15 protein-coding genes and 1 rRNA gene are annotated in these 17,778 nt (G+C 37.6%); 13 read left to right on the top strand and 3 right to left on the bottom strand.

All coding sequences use genetic code 11. From position 1 onward, the window contains the following. Positions 1–119: 119 nt before the first annotated feature. The 7 genes from ACE199_RS20760 to ACE199_RS20730 all read left to right on the top strand — a co-directional run bounded on the left by ACE199_RS20760 (position 120) and on the right by ACE199_RS20730 (position 7,553). Positions 120–845: an SH3 domain-containing protein gene (locus ACE199_RS20760; protein ID WP_375351435.1), complete on the top strand. Its 726-nt coding sequence runs from the start codon at positions 120–122 to the stop codon at positions 843–845. Between the two features lie 133 nt (positions 846–978). Further along, the gene (locus ACE199_RS20755; protein WP_375351434.1) at positions 979–1,869 is read left to right on the top strand and encodes a peptidylprolyl isomerase; all 891 of its coding nucleotides are present in this window, start codon (positions 979–981) and stop codon (positions 1,867–1,869) included. Between the two features lie 129 nt (positions 1,870–1,998). After that, positions 1,999–2,454: a PadR family transcriptional regulator gene (locus tag ACE199_RS20750; protein WP_375351433.1), complete on the top strand. Its 456-nt coding sequence runs from the start codon at positions 1,999–2,001 to the stop codon at positions 2,452–2,454. Positions 2,455–2,470: 16 nt separating this feature from the next. Continuing rightward, on the top strand, positions 2,471–4,213 hold the full coding sequence (locus tag ACE199_RS20745; protein ID WP_375351432.1) for an ABC transporter ATP-binding protein: 1,743 nt from the start codon (positions 2,471–2,473) through the stop codon (positions 4,211–4,213). Next, the gene (locus tag ACE199_RS20740) at positions 4,206–6,023 is read left to right on the top strand and encodes an ABC transporter ATP-binding protein (protein WP_375351431.1); all 1,818 of its coding nucleotides are present in this window, start codon (positions 4,206–4,208) and stop codon (positions 6,021–6,023) included. Before ACE199_RS20745 ends, ACE199_RS20740 begins: the two co-directional genes overlap by 8 nt. 76 nt (positions 6,024–6,099) lie before the next feature. Continuing rightward, on the top strand, positions 6,100–6,681 hold the full coding sequence (gene def, locus ACE199_RS20735; protein WP_375351430.1) for a peptide deformylase: 582 nt from the start codon (positions 6,100–6,102) through the stop codon (positions 6,679–6,681). Between the two features lie 80 nt (positions 6,682–6,761). Then, on the top strand, positions 6,762–7,553 hold the full coding sequence (locus tag ACE199_RS20730) for a DUF4240 domain-containing protein (protein WP_375351429.1): 792 nt from the start codon (positions 6,762–6,764) through the stop codon (positions 7,551–7,553). A gap of 275 nt (positions 7,554–7,828) precedes the next feature. On the opposite strand, the gene ACE199_RS20725 is transcribed toward ACE199_RS20730, so the two are convergent. Beyond that, positions 7,829–9,349 (bottom strand): MDR family MFS transporter, encoded by a 1,521-nt coding sequence (locus ACE199_RS20725; protein ID WP_375351428.1) that lies wholly within the window; start codon positions 9,347–9,349, stop codon positions 7,829–7,831. Positions 9,350–9,516: 167 nt separating this feature from the next. Between ACE199_RS20725 and efeO the strand changes: the two genes are divergently transcribed. From efeO to ACE199_RS20710, 3 genes are read left to right on the top strand one after another with little or no spacing between them, the layout of a single operon-like run. Continuing rightward, positions 9,517–10,362 carry an iron uptake system protein EfeO gene (efeO, locus tag ACE199_RS20720; RefSeq protein WP_375351426.1) on the top strand — a complete coding sequence of 282 codons (846 nt, stop codon included), beginning with the start codon at positions 9,517–9,519 and terminating at the stop codon, positions 10,360–10,362. Beyond that, the gene (efeB, locus tag ACE199_RS20715; RefSeq protein ID WP_375351425.1) at positions 10,363–11,646 is read left to right on the top strand and encodes an iron uptake transporter deferrochelatase/peroxidase subunit; all 1,284 of its coding nucleotides are present in this window, start codon (positions 10,363–10,365) and stop codon (positions 11,644–11,646) included. It abuts the gene before it with no gap. A 21-nt stretch (positions 11,647–11,667) separates the two neighbouring features. Next, complete coding sequence (locus tag ACE199_RS20710; RefSeq protein ID WP_375351424.1) at positions 11,668–13,389, top strand: FTR1 family iron permease; 1,722 nt, start codon at positions 11,668–11,670, stop codon at positions 13,387–13,389. Positions 13,390–13,438: 49 nt separating this feature from the next. Here the strand turns inward: ACE199_RS20710 and ACE199_RS20705 are convergent, their stop codons facing one another. Beyond that, positions 13,439–13,861 (bottom strand): DUF4395 domain-containing protein, encoded by a 423-nt coding sequence (locus ACE199_RS20705; protein WP_375351423.1) that lies wholly within the window; start codon positions 13,859–13,861, stop codon positions 13,439–13,441. A 534-nt stretch (positions 13,862–14,395) separates the two neighbouring features. On the opposite strand from ACE199_RS20705, the gene ACE199_RS20700 reads away from it, so the two are divergent. Together ACE199_RS20700 and ACE199_RS20695 are read left to right on the top strand one after the other, a co-directional pair. Further along, positions 14,396–14,791, top strand: coding sequence for a MerR family transcriptional regulator (locus tag ACE199_RS20700; protein ID WP_375351422.1), 396 nt, complete (start codon positions 14,396–14,398; stop codon positions 14,789–14,791). 179 nt (positions 14,792–14,970) lie between these two features. Continuing rightward, a complete protein-coding gene (locus ACE199_RS20695) occupies positions 14,971–16,302 on the top strand; it encodes a hemolysin family protein (RefSeq protein ID WP_375351421.1) in 1,332 nt (443 codons plus the stop codon). A gap of 28 nt (positions 16,303–16,330) precedes the next feature. Here the strand turns inward: ACE199_RS20695 and ACE199_RS20690 are convergent, their stop codons facing one another. After that, positions 16,331–17,089 carry an alpha/beta hydrolase gene (locus ACE199_RS20690; protein ID WP_375351420.1) on the bottom strand — a complete coding sequence of 253 codons (759 nt, stop codon included), beginning with the start codon at positions 17,087–17,089 and terminating at the stop codon, positions 16,331–16,333. A 617-nt stretch (positions 17,090–17,706) separates the two neighbouring features. Here ACE199_RS20690 and ACE199_RS20685 point away from each other — a divergent pair. Beyond that, positions 17,707–17,778 (top strand): 16S ribosomal RNA (locus ACE199_RS20685); the annotation flags it as partial.

Genomic DNA, 17,778 nt, shown 5'->3' with positions numbered 1-17,778 from the left:
CTCTGTTTTTTTAATTGATTAATTTAGGGATTTTTTGTTTGTTAAGGTGTTCAGAACTATAAATATGGTTATTTATGGTAATATGAAGATAACTCTAGAGAGGAGGGACTTATATTTCAATGGATAAAGTCTTAAAGAGTTTAGCAGTTATCCTACTAGTTCTACCGCTTGTTTTTTCATATGCATCTACTTCACATGTACAAGCAGCAAGCACCAAAGTCGCTTATGTAGATATTACTTCAGGTGTTTTAAATGTTAGGAGTGGGGCAAGTACAACTCATACAATTGTTGGTTCTTTAAAAGATAACGCCAAAGTAACAGTGTATTCTGTTACAAAAAGCGGATGGGCAGAGATTAATTATAAGAGTAAAAAACGATATGTATCCAATCAGTACTTACGATATTATCAGAGGATGTCAGAAACAGAGGCTAAGAAAATTACGGATCGAGTGATTAAAATCCAAAATAGTCTGAAGGGTTCCTATACAAAGCAACAAATTTATTCTATTTTATCACCTGGATTTACAGATGCTTTTATTGAGAAATTATATAAGTATGATTTAATGTTTTTGGAAATTAAAAATGGGAAGCGGTTATATGGTTGGAGAGCGACAGATTTTCCTGCGTATGTAATTATGTATGGGATTACATGGGATAAAAATGAAAGAATCAAACACAACATACCAGCCCCTAAAATTACCTACTATAAGAAGAATGGTAAAGAATATTTAGTTGTTTCACAAAAATATCCGGCTGATGAATTATACGAGAATGTTGAACAAAAAATCTATCTTTCTAAAGCCAATTCGAAGGCTCATTGGAAAGTATATCACACATCCTGGTAAGCCCAATTAGCCCGTATAAACATATGAAACACGGTTTCGAAGGTGAAACGGTGTTTTTTTTAGGACTAAATTAAGGATTTTTTAATAATTTAAGGGTATGATAAGAAAAAAGAGAAAGTAAGGGAGAGTCTAAATGAAAAAGAATACAAAGCTAGCAGTTTGGCTAGTCGGTGCAGTTGTAATTGCTGCTCTTATCGTAGTGGCGATGATTACATCTACTGCAAAAAATGAAACAGTAGCTACTGTAGACGGAAGTAAAATTACAAAAGATGAGTTATATGATGAGCTTGTGGCAAGCTACGGAACAGATACATTAAATACATTAATCACAAATAAAATGATTGAATTAGAAGTAAAGAAACAAAATGTTACTGTATCAGATGAAGATATTCAAAAAGAATTGGATGTTCTCATTGAACAATATGGTGATGAAGAAACATTAAAAGGTCAATTAGAAGCTAGTGGTTCATCTATGGATGACTTAAAAGACGATATCGTTCAATACTTACAAACAAGAAAATTAATTGAACCAAGCATTAAGATTACAGATGAAGAGATTAAGACGTATTTTGAAGAAAATAAAGATTCACTTGGACAAGCTGAACAAGTAGAAGCGAGCCACATTTTAGTAGAAGATAAAGCAACTGCAGAAGAAGTGTTGAAGAAACTGAAAAATGGCGGCGATTTTGCGGAGCTTGCTAAAGAATATTCTACAGATGAAGGCAGTGCTGCAAACGGCGGATCACTTGGTTACTTTGGCAAAGGGCAAATGGTTGCAGAGTTCGAAGATGCAGCCTTTAAACTAGAAGTTGGTAAAATTAGTGAACCTGTTAAAACGGAACACGGTTACCATATCATTAAAGTAACTGACAAAAAAGAAGCAAAAGAAGCAACATTAAAAGATAGCAAAGAACAAATTAAAGAGACGTTATTAACAGAAAAGTTACAAACAGAATACGCTACATGGCTACAAAAGAAAGAAGAAGAGTATAAAATTACAAATAAGCTTGAAGAAGAGAAGTAAGATAGAGAAGAATCCTCGCTGTTACGGCGAGGATTTTTTTTGTCCGAAGGAAGGAACGATCATACAATTATATCGATTGAATATTATCGATATATCGTTTAAAATATTATCGATATAGGGGGCGAATAAGTGGGAAAACGTAGAGGGTTTGTGCAAATGGCGATTTTGCAGTTACTTAACATACGAAAGATGCATGGTTATCAAATTATGAAAGAATTAGAGGAGCGCTCAAATGGGTTGTATTCAGCAAGCGCTGGTACCATTTATCCAGCTTTACAGGAATTAATGGATAAAGGTTTCATCGATAGTACAGTTAAAAAAGATAAAAAAGTGTACACCTTAAATGAAGCAGGAGAAATGAAAGTGCGCGATTGGCGTGAGGCGGAGACAGACGATTTTTGGGAGCACTGGCGGGAACATGTCGAGTGGCGACAATCTGATGAAGCGAAACTGTTAAAAAGTGAGATGAATCAGTTTGAACATCAGCTGCGAAAAGCGATGAAAGCAGTTCGTCAGCAGCCAAAACGAGCGCCGGAATTGATCGATTTTTTACAAGAAGCAACGAAGCGTCTACAAAACTTTTAGGAAGGGGGGAGTTGAGATGACGTCTCTCCAAAAATTACTCGTATACATAAAGCCTTATAAATGGTTTGCGATATTAGGTCCGTTATTTATGTGCTTAGAGGTAGCGATGGATCTACTCCAGCCGACGATGATGCAGCATATGATTGATACGGGGATTGCCAATAGCGACCATGCTTATATAATTAAACTCGGAATTTTTATGCTCATTTCCGCTGTATTTGGCCTAATTGGGGGAATGGGGAGTGCAATATATAGCACAAAGGCAGCGGTCTATTTCGGGGCCGATATTCGCCGGGATGTGTTTCGCAAGACGGAGCAATTTTCTAGTCGGAATCATGATACATTTGGAACGGGAAAATTAATTACGATTGTAACGAACGATATTACAACCGTTCAAAATGCGATTAGGATGACACTATTTATTCTTGTTCGAGGTCCTTTTTTATTTGTTGGAAGTATCGTCATTGTTTGGATAACAGCACGTGAGCTGTTCCCTGTTTTATTAATAGCGATTCCTATTTTAACAATTTGTATCGTTTGGTTTTCAGCAAAGTCTGGTCAGTTGTTCCAAAAAGTGCAAGAAGCGATGGATAAGGTCAATACGAAACTTCAAGAAACATTGGCAGGCATTCGTGTTGTAAAGGCATTTAATCGTGAGGAATTTGAAAAAAGTAATTTTAAAACGGTCAATGACACACTTACAAAACGAAATTTCTTTGCCGAGCAAATGATTGTGTCACTTATGCCAATTACGATGTTTGTTGTTAATTTGGCCATTGTTGCAGGAATGTGGTTAGGTGCGATTCAAGTGAATCAAGGTGTTATTCAAGTCGGGATGATTCTTGCTTTTATTAATTATCTTCACATTATTATGAACGGTTTAATGAGTATGACACATGTGTTAATGCAAATTACGCGTTCTTTTCCATCAGCTGACCGGATTACACAAGTGCTTGAAACACCTATTGATATTCAAAATCCAGAAGAACCAGCTCCTGTTTCGGAGATTCGAGGAGAGGTAGAGTTCTGTAATGTTCACTACAGTTATAGTAAAAATGGAGAATATGTATTAAAGAATATTTCTTTCCATGCGAAACCAGGTCAAAAAATAGGGATTATTGGATCAACAGGTAGTGGGAAAACAACGCTTCTTAAGTTACTTCCACGGTTATATGACCCAGATTCAGGTACGATTCTTATTGATGGAATTGATTTGAGGAATCATTCCCTTGAAACGCTTCGTTCAGCAATTGGGTTTGTACCTCAAAAGGCGACCTTGTTTTCTGGAACCATTGAAGAAAACATGCGCTACGGAAAAGAACATGTAATAGCTTCAGAAATGGAAGAAGCAGCTGAATTAGCAGTTGCGAGTGAATTTATTCATAAATTAGACGGTGCTTATGCCTACACATTAATGCAAGGGGCGACCAATTTATCAGGTGGGCAAAAGCAGCGCTTATCAATTGCCCGTGCGTTAATTCGGAAACCGAATATTTTATTATTAGATGATTCGACATCAGCGCTCGATGCAAAGTCTGAAGCAGCGGTGCAGCAAGCGTTAAAGAAAGAATTTCCAGATACAACGGTATTTTTGATTGCTTCTAAAATTTCTTCTATTATCGATTGTGATCAAATATTGGTGCTGGAAGATGGGATGATTGAAGCGAGTGGAACACATGATGAATTGCTTATGAAGAGTTTGGTTTATCGTGAAATCTATCGTACTCAAAGTGGGAAGGAGGTCCTCAATTATGAGTAAGACCTCATCAGCTGGCGCAGAAAATGCGGTAGCACGAGCACGCGGTCCACGTGGATTTGGCGGCCCAGTCGTAAAAGCAAAAGATAAAAAAGGGACTTTGCTGCGCATTTGGCGCTACATGAAAAAGGAGAAATGGAGTTTAATAGCTTCTATTGTATTTGTTATTCTTTCGACTTTATTAAGCTTATGTGCTCCTTATTTAATTGGCATCATTATTGATGAATACATTATGCCAAAAGATATGAACGGGACATTGCGAATGTTGCTTCTGCTTGTTGGTATTTATACAGCAGCAGCGGTATTTACATGGCTGCAAACATTTTTAATGGTGAATGTGTCATTGAGAACGATTCAAGTCATGCGACAAGATTTATTTAATAAATTTCAAACGCTGTCACTTCGTTTTTTTGATAAAAGAACAGACGGTGAGCTAATGAGCCGGGTAACGAATGATATCGATAATTTGAATCAGGCATTAAGTCAAAGTGTGAGTCAAATTGTTTCTACCATTTTGATGGCATCAGGTGTAATCATTGCGATGTTTTCATTAAATTGGGTGCTGGCTGTCGTAACATTGCTTGTTATTCCGTTGATGATTTATACAACGAAAAAAGTGATTACGTATAGCAGCAGTAATTTCATTAAAAGGCAGCGCGACTTAGGAGAGTTAAACGGCTTTATTGAAGAATCTATTTCTGGGATGGAAGTGATTACACTGTTTGGGAAGGAGGAGCAGGTTTTTACTAAATTCTCGAACATTAATGATAGATTACGGCATTCGGCAAGAGCGGCGGATACGGTGTCAGGATTTCTTGGGCCAATTAATAATTTTATTAACACGTTAGGACTTGCTTTAGTCATTGGAATAGGCGCTTTGATGACACTTAACGGTTTAGCAACAGTCGGTATCATTGCTGCTTTTGTGACTTATTCGCGGCAATTTTTCCGCCCGATTAATCAGCTGTCGAATGTATTAAATATGTTTCAATCGGCTATTGCTGGGGCAGAGCGAGTATTCGAAATTATGGATGAAACACCAGATTTACAAGATAAACCAAATGCGCTTACGGTTACTTCATTTAAAGGCGACGTGGAATTTAAACAGGTGGATTTTCGTTATAGTGAAGATAAACAAATATTAAAAGATATTACGTTTTCAGCAAAAGCGGGAGAGACGATTGCTCTTGTTGGTCCAACGGGGTCTGGGAAAACAACTATTATTAATTTGTTATCTCGTTTCTATGATATTAATGCGGGTGAAATTACGATTGATGGCCGGAATATTAAAGATTATCAAATGAGTGCATTGCGGAAGAAGATTGGTATCGTACTTCAAGATACATTTTTATTTTCGGGAACTATTATGGAGAATATTCGCTACGGACGCCTGCAAGCAACCGATCAAGAAGTAATAGAAGCAGCAAAAATGGCTTCGGCACATTCCTTTATTAAACATTTGCCACAGCAATATGACACACCTATCACATCAGGCGGGTCGAACTTAAGTCAGGGACAAAAGCAATTATTAGCCATTGCCCGTGCGATTTTAGCAGATTCGGATATTTTAATACTCGATGAAGCAACATCGAGCATTGATACGCGTACGGAAATTGAAATTCAAAAAGGTATTCATCATTTAACAAAAGGGCGAACAAGTTTTGTGATTGCTCATCGTTTAAAAACAATTGAAAATGCAGATCGAATCTTAGTAATTAAGGATGGAACGATTATTGAAGCAGGGTCTCATATGGAGTTAATGGGGCAGCGAGGATTTTATTATGAATTGTACGATAGCCAGTTTAATATTTGATTGGAGAATCATTTGCACGCATATAAAAACACATGCTAAAGTGAAGATAAGGAAATTTTGAAAAGGTAGATGAATGATGAGTAAATTTACAAAAGATTATATATTGACAATGAAGGATATTGTCCAAGAAGGCCATCCACTTTTACGAACGGTGACAGAAGAAGTGAATGTACCGCTTTCGGAAGAAGATCGAGAAATATTGCTGTGCATGATGCAATTTATAAAGAATAGTCAGGACCCTAAACTAGCGAAGAAATATAAGCTGCGTGAAGGTGTAGGTTTGTCGGCTAATCAAATTGGGTTAAATAAACGGATGTTTGTGATGTACTTTGAAGATGAAAAAGGTAAATTATATGAAGAAGCGATAATTAATCCGAAAATCGTTAGTCACTCTGCTGCAATGACATATTTGCCACAAGGTGAGGGCTGTTTATCTGTTGAGCGTGAAGTTACAGGCTATGTGCCGCGTTATGAGCGAGTAAAGGTAAAGGCGATTAATCTAGATGGCCAAGAAATCGAACTTCGCTTAAAAGGATTTGCTGCGATTGTTTTTCAACATGAATTTGACCACTTAAATGGTGTGATGTTTTATGATCATATCAATAAAGACAATCCGTTTAAGCTTCCGGAAAATATAGATATTAAAAGTTTGATATAAGAAAAAGGCAAAGTCAGGAATGGCTTTGCCTTTCTCTTATACGTTTCATCTAGAAATAATGTAAAGGAGTTGTATAGTATTTGGAAACCCTGCTTATTTATAATGAAGGTTCGTCTAATAAGTTTTGGAAAATTCGAATAGTAGGAAATTCATTTGCTGTGGCATATGGAAAAGTTGGTACGGTTGGATCGGTGAAAACAAAAGAATTTGAATCGGAAGAGGTCTGTCGACGAGAAGGAGAGAAACTGATTCAATCTAAATTAAAAAAAGGGTATGTATTTGCACAGTCATCACATCAGATTGTAAAAGAAAGCTCAATGACAGATGAATATTTTTGGGAGCTGTTGGAGAAGTGCAAAGAAAAAGGAGAAGATGTAGAGGAACAAATGGAGTGGTTAATTACTCATTTGTCGAGGAAATCCGTTAAAGATATCATCAAGTTTGATTTTATCTTTAATAGATATTACGCCAGGTCATATACATCTCATTTATGGGCAGCTGCTTATATTGTGATGGGAGGCTGTTCAGATGATTGCTTTGATTATTTCAGAGCATGGTTGCTGTATTTAGGAAAGGATGAGTATGAGGCGGCGATAGAAAATCCTGAAACCCTGCTGCCTTATTTTAAGTTGTTAGAAGAGCAAGAAGAAATACCTCAGCTAGAAGAACTGTTGTTTGTTGCAAGTTCAGCCTATGAAGAGAAGACGGGCTTGGATGATGAGGAGTATTATAAGCTATACGAGCAACTAACAAATGCTGATTTTATCCAACCAGAAATTGAATTTGACTGGGATGAGGATGATGAAGAAGGGTTGCGTAACAAGTTTCCAGCGTTATGGGCTGCTTATGGGGAAAGTCCGCTAGATTGTTAAGTTAAGAGATATCATTTCACTGCTTTCGGATTAGTAACACTTCCCCCTTTTTGTATAGCTATTCATCATACGAGAGAGAGCAGGGGAGAAGCACTTAGATAAATCATTAAAAAAAGAAACGCTAGGTGTGAAGACTTTTATCGCAGATTAAAGGTAAGTTAAGCCCCCACTTTAAGCTGTGCTAAGTGGGGGTAATGTTTTTTATAGCCCTTGTTACATAACGTTAAATCAACAATATTCATTAACAAAACCTTTGGAAGAAAGGGCTATATCTCTTATTTTGTAGTCACAGTATCCTGTGAGACTTCAGTCTGCGATTTTTTGATGAATAGAATAACCCCGGCTGCAATGGCAATTGGAATAAGGGCCAACGTAAACGTAAACGTAATCGAATCAGACATGGCCTGCACAATTTTTTCAAGTACAAAGTCAGGAATTTGTGCGCGTGTATCAGATTGGAATAATTGTTTTGGGTCATCCATGTTGATAAGCGAAGGATTAAAACCTTGACTGCCATCTTTAAAGGCTTCGGTGATTTTATTTGTAAATGCATTGTTTTGAATCGCTCCAAAAATCGTGATGCCGAGTGTCATGCCAAAAGAACGAAGGAAGGAGTTCGTTGATGTCGCCATACCACGGTGTCGTGCATCCAATTCATCAATCGAAGCAATCGGTAATAATGAAAAGGAAAACCCAACTCCTAGTCCTGTTAGAATTAAGTACATCGTCAATAATGCGCGACTTGTATCGGGCGTCAATGTTCCAAGAAGCAGCATGCCTGTAAAGAAGGTAACGACCGAAATAATCATTAGCTTGCGAAAACCCACTTTTGTTTGGAAAATCCCTCCGATGGCACTGCCGACGACGGAACCAAGCATCATTGGTGTTAAGATTAGACCCGCGTTTGTAGCGGTTCCTCCATAAACGGCTTGCACAAAAATAGGAGTGTAAACGGTTAAAATAATAAACGTTCCGCCGTAAAGAATACTTAAAATTTGAGCTGTAGCAAATATTCGTTTTTTAAACATCCAAAATGAAATGATTGGATCTTTCGCATGCTTTTCAAAGAAGAAGAAAAGAGCTAAGAAAATAACTGCACTAGCTAACAATCCGATAATTTGGACAGAATCCCAAGCATATTCTCCGCCGCCAAGTTCGAGCGCAAACATTAAACTTACGACCGCGATAACAAGCGTTGCAGCACCGCCCCAGTCGATTTTTTGTTCCATGTGATTGGGTGATTCTTGATAGAAACGTAAAACAAGAAATAAAGACACAATCCCAATTGGAATATTGACATAAAAAATCCAGTGCCAGCTAGCGTATTCGGTAATATACGCTCCTAACAATGGGCCGAGTACGCTCGATAACCCAAAAACCGCTCCTAATAGCCCCGTCATTTTTCCACGTTTGTCAGGAGGGAAGATGTCAAATACAATGGTAAAAGCAATCGGCATTAATGCTCCCCCGCCAATCCCTTGAATAGCACGAAAGATGCTTAATTGAACAATGCTATTTGCCATCCCGCATAGGGCGGAACCCAGTAAGAACAAGACAAGTCCGAATAGGAAGAAACGTTTTCTTCCATACATGTCGGATAGTTTGCCGAAAATCGGCATACTAGCCATCGTTGCTACCATATAAGCCGATGTGACCCATACAAATTTATCGAATCCACCTAAGTCTGAAACAATGGTTCCCATAGCTGTAGCAACAATCGTGTTGTCCATTGAGGCCATTAAAATGGCAAGTAATAGGCCAGCGACAATGAACTTTTGATTTTTTGTTGAATCCATGTTTTGTCCCCCTTTTCTTCCATCATACATGTTCATGAGCCAAAATGAAAAACTTGGAGCATCAGTGATAGATAGGAACCGTAACTCCCAAAAAATACATTGATAATGAATTTCATTATTGCTATTATAAAAAAAGATTTAAAACCATTTTAAGGGAGATTGTATCGATGAATAAAGCAAAAACAGCCTTAGCCGTTCTTTTATCTACTAGTCTATTATTTGGTTGCTCGCAAAAGGGTGAGGAAGCGACAACAACGAAGGAAGAAACGAAAGAAGTTGCAAAAGATGCGTTAGACAGTGTAACAGCTGAATATAGAGAATATGCCATTCATGAAATTGAAGAGTTTGTTACAGCGACGGAAGAGTTTACAAACGCTGTAATTGAAGGAGATATTGAGAAAGCGAAAGAATTGTACGCACCAGCACGGATGCATTATGAACGTGCAGAGCCAATTGCGGAAGTGTTCGGCGACTTAGATCCAAAGATTGATGCTCGTGAAGGAGATGTTCCAGAAGAAGAATGGACAGGTTATCACCGTATCGAATATGGATTATGGGAGAAAAACACAACAAAAGGCTACGAAGAGTATGCAAAGCAATTAATGAAAGATGTTCATTTACTTCGTGCGAAAGTAGAAACAGTAGAGGTGACACCAGACTTATTAGTTACAGGAGCAGTTGATTTATTGAATGAAGTATCGACTTCTAAAGTAACAGGTGAGGAAGATCGTTATTCTCATACGGACCTATACGATTTTGTAGCGAATGTTCAAGGAGCTGAGGAAATTTTTAATCTATTAAAAGACGAAGTAAAAGCGAAGGATGCTGATTTAGCAGCAACGATTGAAACGCAATTTGCTCAAGTGCATAGTCTTTTAGACGAACAGAAAGAAGGAGACGGCTATAAGCTGTATACGGATTTAACCGAAGCAGAAGTGAAGAAATTCAGTCAAGCAGTTGATGCATTAGCAGAACCACTATCACAAATAGGAATCGTAACGGAGGCGTCTTAATTGACAGATCTATCAAAAGAAACTTCTATCTTTGAGAAAAAGGTAAGTCGACGAGGTGTATTAAAAGCAGCAGGAATTGGCGGGGTTGGTGCTGTTCTTGGGGCATCAGGCTTAGGTGGAGTCTTGGCGTTATCTGATGCGACTGTAACAAAGGGACAAAGTAATGATATTGTCCCTTTTTACGGTGCCAATCAAGCGGGGATTACAACTTCTCCCCAAGATAATTTGTACATTGTGTCACTGGAAGTAACGACGGATTCCAAGCAAGATCTGATTCAGCTTTTTAAAGATTGGACGGAAGCGTCGGCGTTAATGACATCTGGTAATACGGTTGGAGATACTTCAACTAATGGAAATTTGCCGCCAAAAGATACGGGAGAGGCTGTTGGGTTATCTCCTTCTAATTTAACGATTACTTTTGGAGTTGGCCCGAGTCTGTTTGTGAAGGATGGTAAGGATCGGTTTGGCCTACAGTCTAAACAGCCAGCCGAGTTAGTAGATTTGCCGAAATTTCCGCTGGAGGCTCTAAAAGAGGAATGGACCGGAGGAGATCTTTGTATTCAAGCTTGTGCAGATGATTTACAAGTAGCGTTTCATGCAGTCAGAAACTTAGTTCGAATGGCGCGTGGAAAAGCAGTCATTCACTGGGCTCAAACTGGTTTCCAACGCACGAAGAACGCAGATGCTAAGAAAGCAACTCCGCGTAATTTGCTAGGTTTCAAAGATGGTACGGTGAATCCTGATGTTACGAGCAAGAGTGCACTGCAGACATCCGTTTGGGTACAAAAAGGAGACGGTCCCAACTGGCTTGTAGGCGGTAGCTATATGGTTGTACGTCGAATTCAAATGTACATTGAAGTGTGGGACCGCTCGACATTAAACGATCAAGAAGCAACATTTGGGCGCTATCGTGATAGCGGGGCTCCTCTTGGAAAACAACATGAATTTGAAGAAGCAGACTTTGAAGCGGTTGATGACAGAGGAAACCATATCATTCCTGATACGGCTCATATGCGTGTTGCACGTGGTGATGGGAAGCATAGTATTTTAAGACGCTCGTATTCCTATACAGATGGAATGGATGCAAAGACAGGCAGTTTGGATGCGGGACTTGTGTTTATTTCTTTCCAACGTCGCCCGAGTACACAATTTATCCCGATGCAACAGCGTCTAGCAGAGAACGATAAACTCAATGAATATATCATTCATCGAGGCAGCGCTCTTTTTGCTTGCTTACCTGGTACGCAAAAAGGCGGATATATCGGTGAGACTCTGTTTGATTAATAAGAAAGAGAGATGTTTCTGATGAAACGAAGTAAATTACTCGCCTTGTTCGTCGCCTTTGTTTTGATTTTATCCGGAACGAAAGTATTTGCAGGGGAAAATCATGATCAGCTATTTATGTATATTGGCGATAGTTTGATGAAAGCAAAGACTGGGGATACAGCAGCAGTTTCCGATAATATTCATTTATTTGAAAAAGAGTGGAAACAAATGAAAGTAGATAGTAAGCTTGCAGATGTCGTGGATGAACGTATGGCCGATGTGAAGAAGGGGTTAGAGACAGGGGAGAAGCCTGAAGAACTTCGAGAGCAATTATCAGCACTTTCAACAGCTCTTATTAATTATGATACTGAACAAAATCCAGTTGATATGAGCACAAAAAAAGAAAAGTTGCGGCAAATCGTTCCTTTTATTGAAGATATGAAAGAAAGTGTAGCTGCAAAAGAAGATTCCAAGATAAAGCTTCAATACAATCGTATTTTTAATCAATGGAATGAGGCGGAACTTGCTGTCAGTAATGAAAGTACAGCTGCATACGGTCAAATTGAAACGTATATGGCATTCGTTCGTATTGCTATTACACAAGATCCAGTTGATTACGACAAAGCTTTGGAAAATTTAGAGGGTTTACAACAGGTAATTGAAGATTTTTTAAGCGGTAAAGTCGCAGAAAATAGTAAGGAAGATTATTCTTTAAGCGATGTAACGAAACTGCTTGAAAAGAGTGCCGATAATATATCTAATCAAAAAATAGATCAAGCAGTTGAAAATTTGAATAAGATTTTGTTCATCTGGCCAATGGTTGAAGGTGCTGTATCTACGCGGGATAGTAAGCTATATAGCGATATGGAAACGAAAGTGCCAACTGCTATTAGCTTGCTTCAATCAAAGAATGCGAAGGTCGATGAGGCGAATGACATTGTTACCGATTTAAATGCACGACTTCAACCGTTATTAGGGGAAACGAAGTATTCTATGTGGGATGCTGTGCTTGTTTTATTACGAGAAGGTTTAGAAGCCTTATTGATCGTAGCAACCTTATTATCTTTTCTAAAACGTGTTGGACATGAGGCGAAGCAAAAATGGATTTGGTATGGTGTTCTCGCAGGGCTTGGTTCCAGTGCAGCATTAGCTGTTGTGATTAATGTAGTCTTTTCACAACTAACAGCTGCTTCAAGTCGTGAATACATTGAAGGAATTACAGGGATTGTAGCGGTACTTATGATGTTAACAGTTGGGGCATGGTTACATAGTAAGTCGAATATCCGCTCATGGAATCAGTATATCGGGAAACAGATGAATGAAGCAATTGCAACTGGAAGTCTCTTTTCTTTTGCATTAATCAGCTTTTTATCCATTTTCCGTGAAGGGGCTGAAACCATTATTTTTTATACTGGTATGGCTCCTTATATGACGTTAACACAGTTAGTAAGCGGAATTGGAATTGCGGCTGTTATTTTAGTGGTTGTAGGGTTTGTGATGCTCCGTTATAGTGTGAAAATCCCAATTTCACCATTTTTAAAAGTGACGACAATCTTAATTTATGCAATTGCTTTTAAAATTCTTGGCGTAAGTATTCATTCTCTTCAAGTATCACAAGTGGTTGCGACCCATACGATTCATTCTTTTCCGTTTGTTGAATGGGCAGGTTTATATCCAACGTGGGAAACAGTGCTACCGCAAATTGGTTTGCTTCTAATCATTTTAGTAACAACGATGGTTATTCGAAAGAAGCATGTATAAACAAAACGAGTCTGATCGTATTGGTCAGACTCGTTTTGTTTTATAAAGCTTATTTTAAAGAACGACGATAAGTGAATTGTTTCCACTGGTAGTGAATAAAGCAGCCAACACAGAATCCAAGAATGGCTACAAATGAGGCGATGCCGACCATGATTGTAAAGATATAGGCACTGAGTGTCCAATCTAATAAAAAACTAAGTAAGCCAAGACTTAAGCAAGAAATGGCAATCATAGAATTGAATTTTTGTTGGTCGTAATCTTCAGGAATATATTCTGAAGGTTTTTTGCGTAAGAACAGTTTTGCGAATCGCATAACAGGATTAAAATCAAAAAATAAACCAAGCAGGCAGGCAATTAATGGAATGGCTAAAATCCATTCTTGTTTCGTTATAAGTGTTAAAATAGCACTTCCAAAAATCATCCATTGATTTGCTCTTACTAATGGACGAGGAATAGACCGAACTTTGTTCATCGTAAAGCCAACTTTCCATATGCATTTTATTGAATTGTATAATAAAACGCATATTTTATTAAAGAATTTAACTTAATTATAATAATTTTAATTTAGTATTGATTATTGAATAAGGTGTTGTATAATAGATAGTATATCATGTTTGAAAGGGGACATTCGGTTGACTGTGAAAATCTGTGGATCATGTGGAGCGCCAATCAAGAAATTAAAACATTCCATCCTATGTCAATGCGGTCCAAAAATTGTTGCTAGTTCGTACGTTAAAGCAAAGAATTAACGATTATTTATATAAAGCTGTCTATGCCGATTATAGAAAATAATCGGTTTTTTGTATAATGCATACCATCTCTTCGATATAGCAGCCGTATAAAGCCGATAAGCAAAACTATGAGGAAAGTTAAGAGGATGTTTAAAATAGTAACAAATATTTTTCAATCTAACCCAAACATTATATGATATATATAGGGAAATTTACGTTACGATAAACAAACTATCACGTGACGGTTTAGGAGGGATTACGTTGGGAACGAGACATTGAAAATTGGAGAGTTAGCGCAGTTGGCGAATGTAACGAAACGAACTGTTGATTATTATACCAATATTGGTTTGTTAGAAGCGGAACGTTCCCCTTCTAATTACCGTTACTATCATAAACAACAGTTAGAACGGTTGCGCCGGATTATTGCCTATAAAGAAAAACACTACTCACTTGAAGAAATTAGAGAATGCTTACTACAACCAGAGCATAACACGCTAGATATAGAAGAAGCAGGGGTGCAGTTAAAAGAAAAGCTGAATGGCTTAAATGAGGAATTGCAAGAAGTACTGGATTTAATCAAGAAAGATAAGAAAAATGAACGGCTATTAAAGAAGCAGCTTTCTCATGAAAGCATGACGTTAATTCAATCTTTATTAGTTTTACTCATTTAAGGATATTTATGCCCTATATTTCTTTTATCCAAAGAGCATATTATGAACAATGGTTTTAGATTTAACTGACCTCGATTTCTTCAACAAAAGCTGTAAATCACTAAAAATTGTTGAAAATAGGAGGTGCTTGGGACCTGTCAACCGTCATGGCTTTAGACGCTTGATATACCCCGCACATATTGGACATTACGATAAAATTATTAGCAGTAGCCTTTTTAATTGCTTTAACCGCTTTTTTTGTGGCTTCTGAATTTGCCATTGTAAAAGTGAGAAGTTCTCGTATTAATCAATTAATAGAAGATGGACATAAAAATGCTGTCGCCGCTAAGAGAGTTACATCACATTTAGATGAATATTTATCGGCCTGTCAGTTAGGGATTACGGTTACAGCGTTAGGACTTGGTTGGCTTGGGGAACCGACTGTAGAAGCTTTGCTTCATCCAGTTTTTAATAAATGGGGAATTGATGCTTCTGTTAGTCATATCCTTTCCTTTGTAATTGCGTTTGCATCGGTTACTTTTTTACACGTAGTTGTTGGGGAATTAGCACCAAAAACGGTGGCAATTCAAAAGGCAGAAATGATTACGCTAATGTTTTCTAAGCCATTAATCTGGTTTTACCGCATAATGTATCCATTTATTTGGGTGCTAAATGGTTCTGCTCGTTTGCTAACGAGTGCTTTTGGAATGAAGCCAGTATCAGAAGGGGAAGAGGCCCATTCGGAAGAAGAGTTGCGCATTATTTTATCGGAAAGCTATAAAAGCGGTGAAATTAATCAATCAGAATATAAGTACGTGAATCAAATCTTCGAATTCGATGAACGAATTGCTAATGAAATTATGGTTCCTCGTACGGAGATGGTCGTAATTGAAAAAGGCATGCGATTACTGGATGTAGTTGAGTTAATTCAAGAAGAACAATTTACTCGTTATCCGGTAACTGATGGGGATAAAGATAACGTTATTGGAATGGTCAATATTAAACGCTTGTATACGGCTACTATTACAGAGGAGAATGTTACTGAGTTAACAGTCGATTCTTTTATTACGCCAATCATTCGAGTACTCGAAACCATTCCGATTCACGATTTATTGCTTAAAATGCAAAAAGAACGAATTCATATGGCGATTTTATCTGATGAATATGGCGGAACAGCGGGTCTTGTAACCGTCGAAGATATTTTAGAAGAAATTGTAGGCGATATTCGCGATGAGTTTGACCAAGACGAACGCCCACTTATTCAGAAGATTAACGACAATCATTATATCTTTGATGCGAAAACTCTAATTGAAGATGTGAATGATACGTTAGCTATCGAACTCATAGAAGATGATGTTGATACGCTGGGCGGTTGGATCTTAACAGGAAAATACGAAGTGGCTGTCGGGGATAAACGAGAGGCTGATGGCTATGAGTTTATTGTTAAAGAAATGGATGGCCATCATGTGTTATATGTGGAAGCCAAGAAAGTATCAACTATACCGATTATACAGAAAACCGAGAGCGAATAGCTCCCGGTTTTTTCTTGATTTCTTAATTTTAAGAAGCGACAATAGCATTCTTTGTATGAGTTTGAATGAAGTTTACAGCACGTTCGACAATCTTATCTTTATCATAATCTAATGAAGCAACATGATAAGAATTCGGTAAGATAACCTTTTCTTTGTGTGATGCTGATACAGAGTTATAAATATCATCAGTACATTGTGCAGGTACAACGTGATCTTCTGGAGATACAAAGAGCATGCTTGGGCATTTGACTTTTGGAAGCTCCTGTTTGACTACTTTCATGATATTAAGTAATTGAAAGACCGCTTTTAATGGGATTTGTTCATAAGTGATTTCTGTTGCTTCTGGGTCCTTAATATCTGGTTTTCCTTCCGTGATAAATCGAGGCTGTACTTGATTAGCTAATACCTCGTATTCAGGAACAGAAAGAGCAGCATTAATGGTGAGCACCCCATCAAACGTCTCCTTAGTAGCTAAATGCAGGGCAAGCGCGCCGCCCATAGATTGGCCAATGACAAAGATAGAATGACAAGTTTGTTTTAATAGAAGATAGGCTTCGTGCAAGTCGTCTATCCAATCTAAGTATGTAGCTTCCTCCATTTCATTTACATGTGTTCCGTGTCCTGTTAATCTTGGGGCATATACTGTATATCCATGAGCACCAAACTCCTCACCCAAATACCGCACACTTTGTGGAGTTCCATTAAAACCATGACATATTAGAATACCTGTTGAGTTGCCTGGTAGAAAAAATGACTCTGCTCCTGAACGTACGTGTAATTTTGTCATTAGTAAAGCCTCCTTTTATAAATAATTATGTCTATATTTTCTAGGAAAATCCAAAGTTAATTAATCTCATTAGTTTACTTGGTATAAAGTTATCATAAATCATATATGAATGTCAACTTAATTTTCCAGGACGTTTAATAGTGGCTTTTGATGTTGAAGGGGAGATTAAAAATTAAATGAAAAAGAATGATGATTATGAGTAAAGGGGGAGCTGTTTTAGATGTTAAGAGGAGTTAATGTGATTATCGGAAGTCGGATGGTTAGAGGAAGGACTTTTTAGGTGCATGCTGTAGATATTATTAAATTAAAAAATAGGTTGACTTATATGTTTTTAAGCTTTAATATAGATAGAGCAACAAGGAAACAAAACATCGAAAAAACAATCTTGAAAAAGAGATTGACTTTTAATTTTAAAAGTGCTAAGATGAAATGGTCGCTGAAAAAACAGCGATTAAAAAACACTTCATAACTTCGTAGAAGTTGACAACTATTCGAAGATATGTTAAAATGAAAAAAGTTAAAACATTGCTCTTTGAAAACTGAACAAAACAAAGCGCCAACGTTAATTTTTAAGTGAGCACACACTATAAAAAAGTGCAACATGAGCAAGTCAAATTCTATCGGAGAGTTTGATCCTGGCTCAGGACGAACGCTGGCGGCGTGCCTAATACATGCAAGTCGAGCGAATC

Source organism: Peribacillus sp. Hz7 (genome assembly GCF_042136355.1).
GTDB classification, from domain to species: Bacteria; Bacillota; Bacilli; order Bacillales; family DSM-1321; genus Peribacillus; species Peribacillus asahii_A.
Note: the sequence above shows the minus strand (reverse complement) of the source record. Positions and strands in the feature narration are given on the sequence as shown.

Bases quoted from the DNA above. Each gene is read 5' to 3' on its own strand.
- ACE199_RS20760 (WP_375351435.1), top strand. From the start codon at position 120: ATGGATAAAGTCTTAAAGAGTTTAGCAGTTATCCTACTAGTTCTACCG.
- ACE199_RS20755 (WP_375351434.1), top strand. From the start codon at position 979: ATGAAAAAGAATACAAAGCTAGCAGTTTGGCTAGTCGGTGCAGTTGTA.
- ACE199_RS20745 (WP_375351432.1), top strand. From the start codon at position 2,471: ATGACGTCTCTCCAAAAATTACTCGTATACATAAAGCCTTATAAATGG.
- ACE199_RS20740 (WP_375351431.1), top strand. From the start codon at position 4,206: ATGAGTAAGACCTCATCAGCTGGCGCAGAAAATGCGGTAGCACGAGCA.
- def (WP_375351430.1), top strand. From the start codon at position 6,100: ATGAGTAAATTTACAAAAGATTATATATTGACAATGAAGGATATTGTC.
- ACE199_RS20725 (WP_375351428.1), bottom strand. From the start codon at position 9,349: ATGGATTCAACAAAAAATCAAAAGTTCATTGTCGCTGGCCTATTACTT.
- efeO (WP_375351426.1), top strand. From the start codon at position 9,517: ATGAATAAAGCAAAAACAGCCTTAGCCGTTCTTTTATCTACTAGTCTA.
- ACE199_RS20710 (WP_375351424.1), top strand. From the start codon at position 11,668: ATGAAACGAAGTAAATTACTCGCCTTGTTCGTCGCCTTTGTTTTGATT.
- ACE199_RS20705 (WP_375351423.1), bottom strand. From the start codon at position 13,861: ATGAACAAAGTTCGGTCTATTCCTCGTCCATTAGTAAGAGCAAATCAA.
- ACE199_RS20690 (WP_375351420.1), bottom strand. From the start codon at position 17,089: ATGACAAAATTACACGTACGTTCAGGAGCAGAGTCATTTTTTCTACCA.